This window comes from Pseudoclavibacter soli DSM 23366, from assembly GCF_000423505.1.
In the GTDB taxonomy this organism is placed as follows: Bacteria; Actinomycetota; Actinomycetes; order Actinomycetales; family Microbacteriaceae; genus Pseudoclavibacter_A; species Pseudoclavibacter_A soli.
This window is the reverse complement of the sequence record NZ_AUIC01000005.1, coordinates 217,564-233,757: the sequence shown is the minus strand read 5'-3', so window position 1 is coordinate 233,757 and position 16,194 is coordinate 217,564. Positions and strand designations below refer to the sequence as shown.

Below are 16,194 nucleotides of genomic sequence, written 5' to 3'. Positions count from 1 at the left end.
CCGTCTGATCAGGTGCCGTCGGGGTTGAGCGTGCCGTCGGGGTCTGTGGTGCGCTCTCTGTACCGGCAGCAGCAGGACGCCGCAGGCCGTGTCGGAGCAGCGTCGGCCCAGGTCGGTGACGCGCAGGCCCGGCTGGATGCGGCCAGGCGACTGGTGGCCTCTGCGAAGCAGTCGTACCAGGAAGATGCACACACCACGGCCGGGCGTTTGCAGGCCGCGACCGAGCACGCGATCCCCGCGGACTCCTGGTGGGAGAAACTCACCAACTCGGATGCGTGGAAAGTGCTGGTCACGGTCGCGACGGTCGTGGTCGTCGTCGCCGCGGTGGCGGGGTTGTTCCTGTCGGGGCCTGCGGGGTGGATCGCTGCCGGTATCGCGTTCGGTGCCGGGGCGTTGCTGACCGCTGACGATATCGCGGAATACGCGAAGGGCAACATGTCGACCGGGCAGTTCCTGCTGGCGTTGGGGTTGAACTTCATCCCGGGCGGCGCGATCGCCAAGGGAGGAAAGGCGCTGGCTAAGGGAGTCGGTGCGATCGCCCATGGCGCGGGCAGAGTGGCTGCCGCCTCAGGTCGTGTCGGGCAGGCCGCGACCCACGCCGCAGACACTGTTGTGTCCGGGTCGAAGAAGGCGTGGAGTGCCGCCCAGCGTGCGGGTGACCGGGTGTCTGCCGCGTCGCAGCGGGCGTGGGATGGTGCGAAACGGTCGGTGCGCACCGACCCGATCTCTCAGGGCGTGCTCGCCTCGGGCAAACGCGCGATCGACAACGTCACGGATCTGCTGGCCCGCGCTAGCGGGCGGCCCTCTTTGGCACACGCCGGTGCCGGCGCCGAGCGCTCAACAACACGGGTCACCGGCGACCTCCGTCACGGAGCACACACCAGACAGGCCACCACCCCAGACACCGGCACCGGCACCAGTCATGGGGCCGGTCGGGGCGCTGATACTGGTGCCGGCCGGCACTCGGAAGTTGGGGGTTCTGAGGCGGGCTCGCCCACAGGCCATGGGAATTCCGCTGCTTCGTCGCACAGCGACGCGCCTCGCAGTGACGCTTCACAGGCGAGCACCCCCGATGCGGCACACACGCAGACCCCGGATGCGGCACACACCCCGGATATACCGCATGCCGGGGATGCGCCTGCCGGACGGCCAGATACGCACGAGAGCGTCCCGTCCCATAGTGACACCGGCACCGGCCCAGATGCCGACACGACCCCTGACGCACGCCCAGACCCGGATACCAGCACGAGCAGCGACACCAGCGGACACAGCGACACAGACACGCACGGCGACACCAACGGGCACGGCGGCGACACCTCGGCACCCGAGCAGTCTCACTCTGATAATGCCGGCGTGCACGGCGACACCCCTGGCGACAGTGGCAGCCCTGGCGGCGGCCCTGGCGACAGCACAGGTAGACCCGGTGGTGACGGGTCTGGCGGTGATGCGTCTGGTGGGTCGGGGCGTGTGGAGGCGGTGGCGTCGAATCCGACGGGGCAGTCGTGGGAGTCGTACGCGGCCGAGCATGCTGATGATGGGTTGTCGACGAGTCATTTGAAGGGTCAGTTCGGTGAGGCTCAGACTGACGCGTACATGGCCGAGCAAGGGTATACGAAAGTCTCGGTCGACAAGCCCACGACCACCCCGGGCATCGATGGGATCTACGAGAAAGACGGCCACTTCGTCATCGTCGAAGCCAAATACAACACCGCCCACCTCGGACACACCAAAAACTCCGGCATGCAAATGAGCGACGAATGGCTCAACGGAACCGTACGACAAAATCGCGAGTCCACACGGATCATGGATGCTTTCGGCGATGACGTGTTCAGCAGAGAGCGCTTCTTGGATCAATTCGAAGTTGGCGCTGTGGACCGGGTGGTGTCTCGTGTTGATGTGGAGGGTGTGGTGCAGCTGAACCGGATTGAGGCCGTGGGATCTGTGTCACGCGAGATCAAGCACAGCACCGTGCTGCTATGAACACAGAATGTCAGGGGCTCTTGATAGAGTCATGGCAAGGCCAAGACCAGATGATCCGGAGGAGAATGTGATGCGCGACTGGCGACGCGACGAAGGATTCTACCGCAAATGGATCAAAGCCCATGATGCTTCGATCGAGTCTTTTCGGAGGCGTTCAGAGCGGATTCTTTTCTCATCTGAATCTCGCAAGTCGCCCTCAGGCCTTCTTACTTCGTATGTGATGAGCTGGACGAACAGCGCCACGGCTGCGTGGTTGAAGAGGTATTCATTCGGGACTTCAGTTGATGAGCTGCGCCTGCAGTTGTTTCCGGTTCTCGCTACGTTTGTTGAAGCACGGAGAAGGATGACGTTACTGCCTGAAGACTCTGTAAATCCTTCCGTTTGGTTTGCGTATCCCGATTCTGAAGTGCCTGATCATTATCGGGTGTTGCGTTTGGTGTCATTGTGTGTGTGTTTGGGGGTGGGGCCTGCGTGGGTTGGTGCGGTGGTGGATGCGTGGCCGGGTTCTCCTGGTGGGCATGATCGTCTGTTGGATCGTTTGGTCAAGACGGCCCTGCCTGACCGGGTGGTCGGGGATACGGATATTGCGAAGCGTCCTGCCTACGGGTTGTTGGCGTCCGCGTTTGATACCGCTGACACGGACGAGCAGGTCGCGATCATTACGAAGTATCTGGCCGGCTGGTACAACCAGTGCCGGAAGTTCGGGTGGTGGAACGCCCACACGCTCGGCAACCTGCAGGGGTCACGTGAGTATTACGGGTATTGGTGTTTTGAGGCTGCTGCGGTGATCTCGGTGTTGGGTCTGGATGTTGACCGGTTTGATTCGGAGTACCTGCCGAGAGACCTCGCCGCGTGGCGGGGTGAGCATCCTGGGCTGGTCGGGACGGGGCCGTTGCCTGGCGAGGTGGATCTGGACGCGATCAGTGATGTCTTACCAGACGCGTCACCCACAGCTGGTGCTGGTTCTGGCGCTGGTGAGGGTTCTGATGCTGGTTCTGGTGAGGGGGTTGCGTGATGGGTATGTTTGACGGGTTTGGGTCGGTGGCTGCGCGGGTGCGGTTGCGGCTGGTGGGGTTGGACGTGTCTGGTGTGGCGGGGATGCGTTTGGACGCGTCTGGTCACCCGGACAGCAGGCAGGCGGTGCTCGCACTCGCGCCCGGGGTGGGTGTGGGCGCGGTGATCGATGACGGCGACCAGGTTGTGCAGGTCAGTGTCGGCATGGTGGATGCGTGGGGTGTGGGGTTTGGCGAGGTGGTCGCGGCCGGGACGCGTGCGTTTTCCGGGCGTGCGGTCGACACGTCTCAGGTGCAGCCCGGTACGTGGGTGCTGACCGATCCGGAGCAGATCGCTGTCGCCGTGCTTGACGCGGCGACCATCAGCGGGTTCCAGGTGTCGGGGCGGGCCGTGGTGTTCCCGGTTGCCCAGGATCTGTTGGTGCTCGTCGGTGGTGACGACCATGACGGGTTGGGCAAGGCGGTGCGGGCGGCCATGGACGCGTCGGGCTCGGTGCGGACGCCGGTATCCGGGCGGCCGTTGACCGTAGGCGCGGACGGCCACCATTGGCAGGCCTACACGTGGGGCACCGATCTGGGCGTCGGGTTCTCGCAGCTGACCCGCACCTGGGATGCCCGCTGGTACGCCGCGCAACGCGAGCTGCTCGGTGAGACCACGGCGGCCGGGCGGTACGTGCCCGAAGTCGAGCTCGCCCAAGGCCGCGACGGCTCATACGTGACCTACTGCTCCGTGCCTGCCGGGCTCGAAGCGCTGCTGCCCAGAGTCGATTTCGTGCACGCCGTCGACGACGACGGCACCGTGCACCCACACCCCTGGCAACAGGTGATCGACGTGTACGGGGCGGCACTGACCGATACTGGAATACACCCATCCCGGTGGATCCTCCCGCCGAACACCCTCAACGAGTGACCCGCGAAACCGTCGACGCCTGATTCGCTCAGGCGAGCAGACCCGTGAGAGCCGGGACAGCAGCTTCTTTGCCCAAGGCGGTGCCGGCCGAGACGATATCGGCCGCCCGGCCGACACCAGCGGCCACGAACGTGTACGAGTCAGAGTCGGTATCCCAGTGCACGAGCGCCAGCCCGGCCGGCGCCAACCACGCATTGACGAACGCGACAGCCACCAGCATGCGGTCCAGACCCGGCGCATCCAAGTCGTCCAGCAACTCGACCAGGGCCTCGACCTTCGCAGTGTCCAGACCAGTCTGAGCAATAACCGGAAGATCTTCGATCAGACCGAACAGATTCGTCGGCAACTCATCCCAGTCAACCGTCACCGCCCGCCGATCGGCCTGCAGCAGCGCGGCCAGCCCGACCCAGGCATCCACCGAGTCAGCAGACCAGAACACCTCGCCGAGCACCGCGTCATCCGAAACCCGACCGAAAGATGCGACCGGATCGCCCGCCATCACACCCACCAGATCGCACATGCGCGCGTCAGCACCGACCGCCGTGAGAAGCTGCTGCCACACCTGCTGTTGATCCAAAACCATGTACCCAGAATACCCAATCCATCAGCGAGACCTCAGGCACCAGCCCTGACCCGGCGCTCTCCCTCTGCCAAGTAGTCGTACCGGTATCGCGTTTGCTGCTGGGGCGTTGCTGACGGCTGACGATATTGCGGAGCACGCGAAGGCAACATGTCGACCGGGCAGTTCCTGCTGGCGATGGGGTTAAACTTCATCCCGGGCGGCATGCCCTCCACTGGCCGGCGCGCGATCGACAACGTCACGGCTTGCTGGCCCGCGCGAGTGGGCGGCCCTCTTTGACACACGCCGGCGCCGACGCCGAGCGCTCAACATCACGGATCACCGGCGACCTCCGTCACGGAGCACACGCCAGACAGGCCACCACCCCAGACACCGGCACCGGCACCGGCACGAGCACTGGTGTTGGCAGGCATTCGGCGTCCGGCAGCCCTGGCGACAGCACAAGCGGACCCGGTGGAGACGGGCCTGGCGGTGCCGGTGGCGACGGGCCAGGTGGTGCTGGTGGTAGCGTGCCTGGTGATGGTGGGAGCAGCCGCCAGTCAGTGGAGTGGGGGCAGATGGGCATGTCGGCGGTATCGAATGGGGCGTTCGGCGCGGTGGGCAACACCGGCGTCTATCTCGCCACGACCGACCAGCAGGACTGGTCCGTTCAAGGAGCAGCAGCAGCCGCGGCCGGCGGTGCCGTCGCAGGAGCAGCCGGAGCACAAGGCGGACACCTCGCCAAACACATAGAGGGTCCGAGGTGGCAGGGAGCTGTGGGGTTTGGTGTGCCTGCTGCTGCGGAGGTTGCTGGCAGTCTGGTGCAGGCTGGGCTGGACGATTCCGACGAGGGGTATGGTGTGGATGACGGTCTTTTGGATGCGGTTGGTGGTGCTGCGTTGGCGAAGTTCCCGGGTGCTGAACAGCTGACCTGGTCGGGGCGGCCGTCGTGGGGTGCGCATGTCGGTGCAGCCTATGCCGGCGAACATGCAGGCCTGGGCGTCGACGCGATCAAGTACGTCATCGACGAGGCGACCCAAGAAGATGGCAGCCCGGCCCCCGAACCGGCACCCGCCCCACCATCTGAAGCGGCTACTCCTGGAGACCCCCAGTAATGACGGAGGAAGTCGAAGACCCCAAACGGAGCCGGCCAGTCTGGCCGAGGGTCGTCTGGTGGGTGACGCTCATCTGTTTTCTGGTGTCGGTTGCCGTCGTGGTCTACGTGCCCACCCAAGTGCCACTGACAACCACCATCGAGGGCGGGGTGCGCCACTTCCGCGGAGGCGCCCCACTCCCAGCCCTGCTCATCCCCCCGTACGTGCTGTGGAGGCTATGGCGCTCCGATGGGCGTTCTGATCTTGCAAGGAAGTACTCTCGCCGGGATGTCGTGCTGACGGTACTGCTCGTGTTCCCTTTTGTGATCGTCTTTGCGGCGGGGCAGGTGTATCTGGGTGTTGCGTTTTTGCGTGCGGGTGGTGCACTGGGGTGAGTTCGGCCTCGACGGCTGATCAGGGTCTGGCTGCTGCGGTTGCGGCGCAGGGCGGCACGTGCACGCGCACCAGCGCTCACAGCAGCCCCGCGGCCTCCCCCACCGCCCGCATCTTCGCCGCGATCGAGTCGATGGTCTCATGCGCGTTGAGCCCGCTCGGGTTCGGCAACACCCACACCGGCACGCCGGCCAGGGGCTCGGGCTGCCGCCCCATGCGCGCCTTGGGCCGCCCGAACGCATCCCGGTAGGCCATCACCCCCAGGATGGCCACGACCGCGGGCCGCAGCTCACCGACCAGCCCCTGCAGCCGCGCCCCACCCGCCTCGAGCTCGTCTCGCGAGAGCTCATCGGCACGGGCGGTGGCCCGGTTCACGAAGTTGGTAGAGCCGAGCCCCGCGGCGATGAACTGCCCGCGCTGCACTGCGGTGAGCCCCTGACTGGCGTCGAAGACACCCGGCGTCCATCCGTCGGGCGCCAGTCCGCTGCGCATGAGCGCCGGCCAGAACCGATTGCCGGGGTACGCGTAGGGCGTGTTCACCGCGGCGGTCCACAGCCCGGGATTCACCCCGACGAACAGCAGTCGCGTGCCGGGGCCGATGATGTCGTCGACGGTGCAGTTGCGGAAGGCCTGCAGCTGGGCTCGAGTGAATCGCACGCATCCATTGTGCGCCAGAAGCGCCTCAGCGCCGAGTGTCGGCCAGCAGCTCGGCGTCGATCCATGCCATCACGATGGATGCGAGACGCTCGAGTTCGGCCCCGGTCAGCGCGCTGCCCTCGGGAATGCCGTGCCACTTGGCGATGCAGCCGCGGCAGCAGGTGGCTGTCGCGTGCTGGGCCACGAACACCGGGTGCCCCCGGTAGGGCGTCTGCCGGCCGTCGTTGGCAGGCGCGGCGGGCCCGACCCGGGCGGCCAGCAGCTCATGTGCATGCCGCTCGATGATGGCGCGGCCCTTCGTGCGGGCATACGCGATCTCACGGGGCCCGAGCCGGAACCGCGCGCGGAAGGCCGAGGTGCGAAGCCTGGCGAGCATCCGTCGGGTGCTCTGCTCATCAGCACCCGGCGCCTCGGCAGACCCGTGCCGCCCGGCCTCGGGCGTCTCAGCGCTCGACGTCGTCGCCCCCGGCGCCGTGCTGCCGTGTGGACTTCGCCCCGCGGCCGGCCTGCAGCCGCTCGCGCACCTCGCGGCGCAGCACCTTGCCGATCAGCGACTTGGGCAGCTCGTCCCACACCTGGTAGGAGCGCGGCACCTTATACTCGGCCAGATGCTCGCGGGCGTAGGCGCGCGCGGCGGCCTCGTCGAAGACGGCACCGGGTTCGAGCACGACCACCGCGGTCACGCTCTCGGCTCCGCTGCCGCGCCTGACGCCGACCACGGCCGACTCGGCGACGCCGGGGATGCGGTTGATCACCTTCTCGACCTCGGTGGGCGCGACGTTGAACCCACCGGTGATGATCAGCTCCTTCTTGCGGTCGACGACCGTCACGAAGCCGTCCTCGTCTTGGGTGACCAGATCGCCCGAGCGCACCCAGCGCCCTTCGAGCAGCGTCTGGGCGGTCTCTTCGGGGCGATTCCAGTAGCCCTGGAACACCTGCGGGCCGTGCACCAGCAGCTCGCCCACCTCGCCGAGCTCGACCTCGCGGGTGAGGTCGTCGGGGTCGACCACCTTGATGTCGGTCGAGGGGAACGGGATGCCGATCGTGCCGGTCTTGCGCTCGGCCGTGAACGGGTTGCCGAGGGCCACCGGGCTGGTCTCGGTCATGCCGAAGCCCTCGACCAGGCGCCCGCCGGCCACCTTCTCCCAGCGGTCGACGATCGCGTCGTTGAGGGTCATCGCCCCCGAGATCGCGTAGATCACTCCCGAGAGGTCGAGCTTGCCCTCGCGGGCCACGCGCGCCAGGCGGTCGTACATCGGCGGCACGGCCGGGATGAACGTCGCCGGATGCTGCTTCGACGCGTCGATGATCAGCTGCGGGTCGAACGTGGGGAACAGCGTGGCCCGCGCCGCCACATGCACAGAGTAGATCACCGACAGCAGCAGACCGAAGGCGTGGAACATCGGCAGCACGCCGTAAATGGTCTCGCGCCCCGGCGTGAAGCGGGGCATCCAAGCGGCGCCCTGGCGCGCATTCGACCACAGGTTGGAGTGCGTGATGATCGCACCCTTGGGGTCGCCGGTAGTGCCCGAGGTGTACTGCAGCACTGCGGTGTCGTCGACCGCGGGCCGAGGATGCTCGCGATCGATGGGCGTGGAGGCTGCCAGCCGCTCGAAGGCGACGGTGCCCGGCGCCGACTGGGTGAGGGCGGAGCGCTTGTCGCGAACCTTCTGCAGCGGCAGGCGCAGCGCCAGCCGCAGCTTCAGCGGGAACGCCCGGGTGATATCGACCGAGATGATCGTCTTCGGCTGCACCTTGCGGGGCATCTGCCGGATGGTTGCGCAGGCTTTGTCCCAGATCACGGCAACATCGGCGCCGTGGTCGGCAAACTGCTTGGCATGCTCATCGGCGGTGTAGATCGGGTTGTGCTCAACGACGACTGCGCCCAGACGCAGCACCGCGTAGAACGCCACCACGTGCTGCGGGCAGTTCGGCAGGATCAACGTCACCCGATCCCCGGCCTTCACGCCGGCGATGCGCAGCCCCTCGGCGAACCGGTTGACTTGATTGAACAGATGCAAGTAGGTGGTCTCACCGCCGAAGAATTCGATCGCCACATTGTCAGAGAACCGGTTGGCACGGTCTTCGAGCATGTCGTAGAGCGACCCCTGGGGCAGGTCGATGTCGGCGGGCGTGCCCTCGGCATAGAAGCGGTTCCAGGCGCGGGTCGCGTTGAGTTCGGAGGCGTTGTGAGGCATGGCAGACAGTCTAGTTGCCCATGGATGCGCGGGTCGCCTTAGACTCATCGGTGGCCAGGTGTTGCCAGAAACCTGACCACGAGAGGACCCAATGACCGGAGACCAGAGCACCCCAGACGTCGAAATCTCACAGTCGGGCAAGCGCAGAGGGTTTCGCACCAGACACCTGACCATGATGGGCCTCGGGTCGGCAGTGGGTGCGGGCCTGTTTCTCGGCAGTGGGCAGGGGGTTGCCACGGCTGGGCCAGCGATCATGGTGTCGTACCTGATCGCCGGGCTGCTCGTGATGATTGTGATGCGCGCGCTGGCAGAGATGGTCTCAGCCCGCCCATCCACCGGCTCGTTCGCCACCTACGCCACGCAGGCCATCGGCCCGCGGGTGGGATTCACCCTCGGCTGGCTCTACTGGTTTCTGCTGATTCTCGTGCTGATCGCCGAGATCAGTGGTGCCGCCGGCATTCTCAACTCGCTGTTTCCGGCCGTGGCCCAGTGGGTGTGGGCGCTCGCATTCGTGGTGGTTTTCGGCGCGGTCAATCTGCGCGGAGTGCGCAGTTTCGGCGAGTTCGAGTTCTGGTTCTCAGGCATCAAAGTGGCCACGATCGTGCTGTTTCTGATCATCGGGTTCGCCATGATCTTCGGCCTCGTCGGCAGCCACGAGGTGGGGCTGAGCAACCTGCGCGACTTCGCCCCACATGGGATGTCCGGAGTCGCGGCTGGTCTGCTCGCAGTGATGTTCAGCTTCGGTGGCGTCGAAATCATCACGATCGCAGCGGCGGAGGCCGATGACCCGCAGCGCGCGATCAAGTCAGCCACCAGCAGCATTTTCTGGCGCATTCTGCTGTTCTACATCGGCTCGATGTTCGTGATCGTCACTCTGCTGCCGTGGAACGACCCGACGATCGTTGGCCCCAACGGCCCGTTCGTGGCCGTGCTGCAGCTGGCCGGGGTGCCCGCAATCGCCACCGTCATGCAGGTGATTGCCGCGCTGGCACTGCTCTCGGCGTTCAACGCGAACATCTATGCGACCAGCCGCATGGCCTACTCGCTGACCGCCAGCGGCGAGGGATTCACTCCGCTGCTGCGTCTGTCGGGTCGCCGCGTGCCCACCACGGCCGTGCTGCTGTCACTGGTGCTCTCACTGGTCGGGGTGTTCCTCAACTGGTGGATCCCGGGCCAGATCTTCTCGATTCTGCTCGACGCGGTGGGCTCGGCCCTGCTGGTCGTGTGGGTGCTGATTCTGATCTCGCAGCTGCGTCTGAACCGCCAGCTCGAGGCCGAGGGGTCGCTGCATCTGCGCATGTGGTGGCACCCCTGGCTGTCGATCATCGGGCTGGTCGGCATGGGGGCATTCGCCGTGCTCATGCTGGTCACCCCGAGCACCCGCTGGTCGTTGATCTGGACGCTGGTGGCCACCGGCGTGCTCTATCTGATCGCCTGGGTGCACCGTGCGGTCACCGGCGGCCGCGTGCCCAAGCGCCGCTGAATCGTCTGCTGCCGAGGCTCAGCTCTCTCAGCGCACACACAGCGACACTCCGCTTGCTTGTTGTTACAAATGTTGTAGGCTATGGAATGTGCGGCGGCCAGAGCGACCGTCGATTCTCTTTTCACATCGCGCAGAAAGGCGTCATTCAATGACTCTTCGCATCGGTTACATCGTCGGCAGCATCGCCAGCGGCTCCATCAACCGCAAACTCGCTGAGGCCATCACCAAGCTCCCCGTCGAAGACGTGGAGTTCTTCGAGATTCCGATCAACGAGCTGCCTCTCTACAGCTACGACTTCGACGCCGACTACCCGGCGGCCGGCAAAGAGCTGAAGGCCGGCATCGAAGGTGCCGACGGCATCCTGTTCGTCACTCCCGAGTACAACCGCTCGATCCCCGGCGTGCTCAAGAACGCCATCGACTGGGCGAGCCGCCCTTGGGGCACCAACTCGTTCAACCAGAAGGTCGTCGCCGTGGTCGGCACCTCCCCCGGGGCCATCGGCACCGCGGCCGGCCAGCAGCACCTGAAGAGCATCTTGGCGTTCCTCAACACGATCCAGCTGGGCCAGCCCGAGGGCTACATCCAGTTCACCCCTGAACTGCTGAACGAGTCGGGCGAGTTCGCCAACGACGGCACCAAGCAGTTTGTCTCGAGCATCATCGAGGCCTTCGTGGCGCTGATCCACAAGGTCAACGACTGACAGACCGCCTTCACCGGCATCACACGTGCCCCCTCGAGTGCCCCCTCGCTCGAGGGGGTACGCCTTTTTATGGGCGGTGATCTCGGGGCGCTCGGCTGGCTTTCAGGCACCCGAACACGGTCGCTCGCAGCGCAAAGTCGACACCACCAGCACAATGTCGGCACCACCGGGCTTCACTGCAGACATCACGTCGCACCTGCCGACTTTGCGCGCACGTCGCACGGCGCCGGGCAGCACGAGAGTCGGCCCAGCGGCAAGAACTGCAGCTGGGGGTGCCACAGAAAACTCAGACCAGCCCGTCGATGAAGCTCGCAAGCTCTGCCGAGCTCAGCCCGCAGGCGAGCCCGAAGTGCAGGGCTGCCAGGGCGGCCTCAACAGTGAGCGCTCCCCCGTCGATCACGCCGGCTCGAGCCAGCGTCGACGACTGTGCGTAGGCTGCCAAATCGACTCCGCCGATCAGTGCCTGGCTGACGGCCACCACCACCTGACCACGCGCAGTCGCCTCGGTGAGGGCCTCGACGAAGCCCGCCGTGCTCGTGGGAGCGGTGCCCGAGCCGAACACCTGCAGCACCACGCCGGCATCTCTCCCAAGGGCCCGTGCCAGCTGATCGGCGCTCATGCCGGGAAACACCCGCACCACACCGACCGCAGCATCTGCATCGAACGCAGTGAACTGCGGCAGCAGCGCGCGCACACCCGGCAGCGCCGGCTGCGCCGCACCACGCTCGCTCTGCGACTCATCACCGACCGGGCGATTTACCGCGGCCGACGCGTTGGGCGCGGCAAAGCCAGCCGCCGAAATCGTCGAAACCTTGGTGGCCTGCACTCCGGGCAGCAGTCGCCCGCCGAACCACACCCACACACCAGCAGCCTGTGGGCGCCCGGCCATGCGAACAGCTCCGCGCAGATTGGCCAACGCCTCGGGCTCTGGTGCGGCGCCGCCGAACAGCGGGTGCTGCGCCCCCGTCAGGATGACCGGCACCCGCACATCGGCCACGGCCAGTGCCAGCGCGGCCGCGGTGTAGCCCAAGGTATCGGTGCCATGCACGATGACCACACCCGGGGCGCCATCGCGCTCGGCCTGGCGCACCTGTTCGACGAGACGCTGCCAGAGCGCCGGCCCGGCGTCGCCCGAGTCGATGACGGGTTCTATCTCGATGACCTCGATCTGGGGCTCGACCAGCGCACGCAGGCGCGCGCCGATGCCAGCGGTCGCAACCAGGCCATCCGGCCCGGCAACCATGCCCAGCGTGCCGCCGGTGTACAGCAGCCGAAGGCTACGCTGCGCCATCGAACATCGAAGTCACAGAGCCGTCGGCGAAGACTTCGTGAATCGCCTGCGAGATCAGCGGAGCGATCGACAGCACGGTCAACGTGGGGAAGATCTTCTCGGGCGGCAGCGGCAGCGTGTTGGTGACCACCACGCGGTCGATCTCGGGGCTGGAGAGCCGCTCGACCGCCGGGTCGGAGAACACTGCGTGTGTGGCGCCCACGACCACCTTGGCCGCGCCCTGCTCTTTGAGTGCACGGGCAGCGGCGAGAATTGTGCCGCCGGTATCGATCAGGTCGTCAACCACCAGGCAGGTGCGCCCCTCGACGTTGCCGACGATCTCGTGGGCCGTGGCCTGGTTGGGCACCAGCGGGTCGCGGCGTTTGTGAATGATCGCCAGCGGAGCACCGAGCTTGTCGCTCCAAGTGTCGGCCACCTTCACGCGCCCCATATCGGGCGAGACGATCGTGAGGTTTTCACGGTCGAGCGTGGTGGCGAAGTGATCGAGCAGAATTGGCTGGGCGAACAGGTGGTCGACCGGGCCGTCGAAGAAGCCCTGGATCTGCGGCGAGTGCAGGTCGACCGACATCAGGCGGTCGGCGCCGGCGGCCTTGAACAGATCGGCGACCAGGCGAGCCGAGATGGGCTCGCGGCCGCGGTGCTTCTTGTCTTGACGAGCGTAGGGGTAGCACGGGGCCACCACGGTGATGCGCTTGGCCGAGGCACGCTTGAGTGCATCAACCATGATCAGCGACTCCATCAGCCACTCGTTGATCGGCGAGGTGTGTGACTGAATCACGAAGGCGTCTGAGCCGCGGATGCTCTCGTCGAAGCGCACGTAGATCTCACCATTGGCGAAGTTCAGCGCCTTGGTGGGCACGAGCTCGGTGCCGAGGTTGGCTGCGATCTCGGCAGCCAGGGCCGGGTGCGCCCGCCCGCTGACCAGCACGAGTCGCTTGTGATTGTCCGCATTAATGCCTGACATTAGGGGTGCCCTTCTTGCCGTCGCCGGCTACTGCTCGGCGGTGTTGTGCTGCGCTTCGGCCGCCTCAGCCGAAACCGAACCCGCGCGATGCTCGATGACCCAGCCCTCATTATTGACCTGAGGGGCCTTGGTGATCGCGAGCGCTCCCGCGGGGACGTCTTTTCTGATGATGGTGCCCGCGCCGGAGTACACCCCGGCCCCGATGTGCACGGGAGCGACGAACACGTTGTGCGCGCCAGTGCGCACCTGGGGGCCGACGACCGAGCGGTGTTTGTGCACCCCGTCGTAGTTGGCGAAGATCGTGCCGGCGCCGATGTTCGACCCCTCGCCGATCTCGGCGTCGCCGGCGTAGCTCAGGTGCGGAAGCTTGGCCCCCTGGCCGATGGTGACGTTCTTGGTCTCGACGAAAGTGCCGATCTTGCCGTCGGCGCCCAGCACGGTGCCAGGGCGCAGGTAGGCGAAGGGCCCGACGTTGGCGTGCTCGCCGATGCGAGCCGACAGGGCATGGGTGCGCACGACCTCGGCACCGAAGCCGACCTCGGTGTCGACCAGCGTGGTGTCGGGGCCGATCGTAGCCTCGTCTTGCACCACCGTGGTGCCCTGCAGCAGCGTGCCGGGCAGCAGGGTGACATCTTGCCCCAGCTCGACGGTCACGTCGATCCAGGTGCTCGCGGTGTCTTGTATGGTGACGCCAGCCCGCTGCCATTTCGCAAGGATGCGGTGGTTCAGTTCAGTCGCCAGCGCCGACAGCTGCACGCGATCGTTGACACCCTCGACCAGCACCGGGTCGTCGATGATCTGTGCCGAGACGGGCCGCCCCTGAGCCACCAGATCTGCGATGGCATCGGTGAGGTACTTCTCGTTCTGGGCGTTGTCGGTGCCGATGCCGGTCAGCGACTGGCGCAGGTCGTTGGCCTGGAACACATAGGTGCCCGAGTTGACCTCGTCGATGAGCAGCTGGTCGTCGGTGGCATCGCGATGCTCGACGATGGCCTCGATGTCGCCAGCTGCCGATCGCACGATGCGCCCGTAACCGCTCGGGTCGGCGTATTGCGCGGTGAGCACGCTTGCGGCTGCACCGCTGGCGCGATGCTGCGAGACGAACTTGTCGAGGGCGTCGCCATCGAGCAGTGGCACGTCGCCACTGGTGATCAACACGTCGCCCACGAAGTCGTCGTCGAGCAGAGCCAAGCCAGCCTCGGCGGCCGAGCCCGTGCCCGGCACGTCTGACTGCACGGCGATCTCGATCTGCGGCAACAGCTCTCGAGCTGCCGCCTCGACGCGCTCACGCTGGTGTCGCACCACAAGCACAACATGCGCGGGCTCGAGTGACTCAGCGGCAGAGAGCACATGCCCGATCAGAGGCCGACCAGCCAACTCGTGCAGCACTTTCGGCTTCGCCGATCGCATTCGCGTGCCCTCGCCTGCGGCGAGGATGATCACTGCCAGGTTGGTGTCGGCCATCTGTCCGGTGCTCCCATTCGTTTGGATCGCTCCGCCCCCAGGATTCGAACCTGGTCTTCACAGCTCCAAAGGCTGTCGTGCTGCCGTTACACCAGGGCGGACCGGCAGCGAACTGCCCTGACTACTCTACCCCGTACGATGGCATTCATGAACCCGACGGTGTCTGCTTGGCTGCTCGACGCAGTGCTGCTGCTGTTCATCGTGTCGCAAGTGGTGCATGGCTGGCGGCGTGGCCTCGTGCCGACAGTGCTCTGGCTGGCCGGTATGGTGACAGGCGGTATCGCCGCAGTGTTCGCCATTCCGCTCGTCAACTCGTGGCTGCCAGCCTCACGCCCGCGCCTGTTCGGCGTGGTGCTCACCGGCGTGGCGCTGGTCGCTCTTGGCGGAGCCATCGGCACGGCCATCGGCCGGGGGCTGAGCTCTGCACTGCAGCGGCTGCGCCTCGGAGCCGTCAACCGCACACTGGGAGCCGGCACCGGCTTCGTCTTCAGCACCGCCGTCATCTTGATTATCGGTTCGTCGCTGTCGGCGCTCGGGTCGCCGCTGCTGACCAGCGCACTCAGTTCTTCGCGGGTGCTCGGCACCATCGAAACCGCCGTACCAGCCCAATGGCAAGCCAGTCTGCGCGCCATGACCAGCAGCACCTTCAGCGACGCCGGCGACTGGTTGGTCGAGGCCCTCGGCGACATCGACTCGGTGCCCGAGACCGCCGAGGTGGATCTCGGCACGCCAGAGCTCACACAGGCTGCGGAGTCTGTGGTGCGCATCACCGGCACGGCATACCGCTGCGGACAAAGCCAGTCGGGCTCGGGTGTGGTGGTGGCGCACGACCGCATCCTGACGAATGCTCATGTGGTCGCCGGCGTGTCGGCACCGGTAGTGGAGGCCCCAGGTCAGGCCGCACTCACCGGGCGTGTCGTTTACTATGACGCCGACACCGACCTCGCCCTGATTGCAGTCGAAGGGCTCGACACCGCTTCGCTGAGCCTGGCCGACGGGCTGAGCGTAGGCGACGCTGGCGCCGTCATGGGCTACCCGTACGGCGGGCCGTTCCAGTCGCACTCGGCCACGGTGATGAGCACCTCGCCGGTCACCTTCTCGAACGAAAGCGGGCGCACGCGAAGCGACGTCGCCACCATCGCCTCAGACGTGCAGTCGGGCAATTCGGGCGGCCCGTTGCTGAACCAGGCCGGGCAGATCGCCGGCATTGTGTTCGCCAAAGAGGCCTCGATCGACGGCGTCGGCTATGTGCTCACGCTCGACAGCGTGCGCCCGGTGGTGCAGCAGGCTGCGACGATGTCGGCCGCGGTGAGCCCCGGCACGTGCACTGTGGGGTGACGCTCTTGCCAAAATTCGCCAGCTCACTGGTGTTTTAGCAATTCTTCGCCAGATGCTGGCGAAAACTCGAGACAATCGCATCTCCCCGGCGATTTTTCGCAAGCGCTCGCCTAGTGCAGCGCGGGTTGCTCTGCGGTGCGCCATCGATCA

Annotated in this window: 14 protein-coding genes, 1 tRNA gene and 1 pseudogene; 8 read left to right on the top strand and 8 right to left on the bottom strand. The window is 66.2% G+C overall.

The features are described 5' to 3' along the window. The 3 genes and pseudogenes from G557_RS14110 to G557_RS0106260 all read left to right on the top strand — a co-directional run. Positions 1-1,980: pseudogene (locus tag G557_RS14110) on the top strand (hypothetical protein); the annotation flags it as partial. Positions 1,981-2,011: 31 nt separating this feature from the next. After that, entirely contained in the window at positions 2,012-2,995 is a 984-nt protein-coding gene (locus G557_RS13730; protein ID WP_211220532.1) for a PoNe immunity protein domain-containing protein, read from the top strand. After that, positions 2,992-3,903 carry a hypothetical protein gene (locus tag G557_RS0106260; protein ID WP_156877095.1) on the top strand — a complete coding sequence of 304 codons (912 nt, stop codon included), beginning with the start codon at positions 2,992-2,994 and terminating at the stop codon, positions 3,901-3,903. Before G557_RS13730 ends, G557_RS0106260 begins: the two co-directional genes overlap by 4 nt. Before the next feature lie 28 nt (positions 3,904-3,931). Here the strand turns inward: G557_RS0106260 and G557_RS0106255 are convergent, their stop codons facing one another. Next, the gene (locus G557_RS0106255; protein ID WP_036961536.1) at positions 3,932-4,486 is read right to left on the bottom strand and encodes a DUF6630 family protein; all 555 of its coding nucleotides are present in this window, start codon (positions 4,484-4,486) and stop codon (positions 3,932-3,934) included. A 560-nt stretch (positions 4,487-5,046) separates the two neighbouring features. Between G557_RS0106255 and G557_RS0106250 the strand changes: the two genes are divergently transcribed. Together G557_RS0106250 and G557_RS0106245 are read left to right on the top strand one after the other, a co-directional pair. Then, on the top strand, positions 5,047-5,577 hold the full coding sequence (locus G557_RS0106250; RefSeq protein ID WP_156877094.1) for a hypothetical protein: 531 nt from the start codon (positions 5,047-5,049) through the stop codon (positions 5,575-5,577). Next, positions 5,577-5,951, top strand: a complete 375-nt coding sequence (locus tag G557_RS0106245) for a hypothetical protein (protein ID WP_028245363.1) — start codon at positions 5,577-5,579, stop codon at positions 5,949-5,951. The genes G557_RS0106250 and G557_RS0106245 overlap by 1 nt, the downstream gene beginning before the upstream one ends. Positions 5,952-6,027: 76 nt before the next feature. Here the strand turns inward: G557_RS0106245 and G557_RS0106240 are convergent, their stop codons facing one another. The 3 genes from G557_RS0106240 to G557_RS12120 all read right to left on the bottom strand — a co-directional run bounded on the left by G557_RS0106240 (position 6,028) and on the right by G557_RS12120 (position 8,804). Further along, positions 6,028-6,606 (bottom strand): mismatch-specific DNA-glycosylase, encoded by a 579-nt coding sequence (locus G557_RS0106240; RefSeq protein WP_028245362.1) that lies wholly within the window; start codon positions 6,604-6,606, stop codon positions 6,028-6,030. Positions 6,607-6,631: 25 nt separating this feature from the next. Beyond that, positions 6,632-6,982, bottom strand: a complete 351-nt coding sequence (locus tag G557_RS12125; protein WP_036961533.1) for a DUF4186 domain-containing protein — start codon at positions 6,980-6,982, stop codon at positions 6,632-6,634. Between the two features lie 67 nt (positions 6,983-7,049). Then, a complete protein-coding gene (locus G557_RS12120; RefSeq protein WP_036961530.1) occupies positions 7,050-8,804 on the bottom strand; it encodes a long-chain-fatty-acid--CoA ligase in 1,755 nt (584 codons plus the stop codon). A 91-nt stretch (positions 8,805-8,895) separates the two neighbouring features. On the opposite strand from G557_RS12120, the gene G557_RS0106225 reads away from it, so the two are divergent. Together G557_RS0106225 and G557_RS0106220 are read left to right on the top strand one after the other, a co-directional pair. After that, positions 8,896-10,287 carry an amino acid permease gene (locus G557_RS0106225; RefSeq protein ID WP_051224760.1) on the top strand — a complete coding sequence of 464 codons (1,392 nt, stop codon included), beginning with the start codon at positions 8,896-8,898 and terminating at the stop codon, positions 10,285-10,287. A gap of 148 nt (positions 10,288-10,435) precedes the next feature. Then, entirely contained in the window at positions 10,436-10,987 is a 552-nt protein-coding gene (locus G557_RS0106220; RefSeq protein WP_028245360.1) for an NADPH-dependent FMN reductase, read from the top strand. A 286-nt stretch (positions 10,988-11,273) separates the two neighbouring features. On the opposite strand, the gene G557_RS0106215 is transcribed toward G557_RS0106220, so the two are convergent. The 4 genes from G557_RS0106215 to G557_RS0106200 form a co-directional block, all read right to left on the bottom strand. Further along, complete coding sequence (locus tag G557_RS0106215) at positions 11,274-12,278, bottom strand: asparaginase domain-containing protein (protein ID WP_028245359.1); 1,005 nt, start codon at positions 12,276-12,278, stop codon at positions 11,274-11,276. Then, positions 12,265-13,242 (bottom strand): ribose-phosphate diphosphokinase, encoded by a 978-nt coding sequence (locus tag G557_RS0106210; RefSeq protein ID WP_028245358.1) that lies wholly within the window; start codon positions 13,240-13,242, stop codon positions 12,265-12,267. The genes G557_RS0106215 and G557_RS0106210 overlap by 14 nt, the downstream gene beginning before the upstream one ends. 27 nt (positions 13,243-13,269) lie before the next feature. Further along, positions 13,270-14,706, bottom strand: a complete 1,437-nt coding sequence (gene glmU, locus G557_RS0106205; RefSeq protein WP_028245357.1) for a bifunctional UDP-N-acetylglucosamine diphosphorylase/glucosamine-1-phosphate N-acetyltransferase GlmU — start codon at positions 14,704-14,706, stop codon at positions 13,270-13,272. 29 nt (positions 14,707-14,735) lie between these two features. Continuing rightward, a tRNA-Gln gene (locus G557_RS0106200) sits at positions 14,736-14,807 on the bottom strand. Between the two features lie 46 nt (positions 14,808-14,853). Here G557_RS0106200 and G557_RS0106195 point away from each other — a divergent pair. Further along, the gene (locus G557_RS0106195) at positions 14,854-16,044 is read left to right on the top strand and encodes a MarP family serine protease (RefSeq protein ID WP_036961527.1); all 1,191 of its coding nucleotides are present in this window, start codon (positions 14,854-14,856) and stop codon (positions 16,042-16,044) included. The last annotated feature ends 150 nt before the right edge of the window (positions 16,045-16,194 follow it).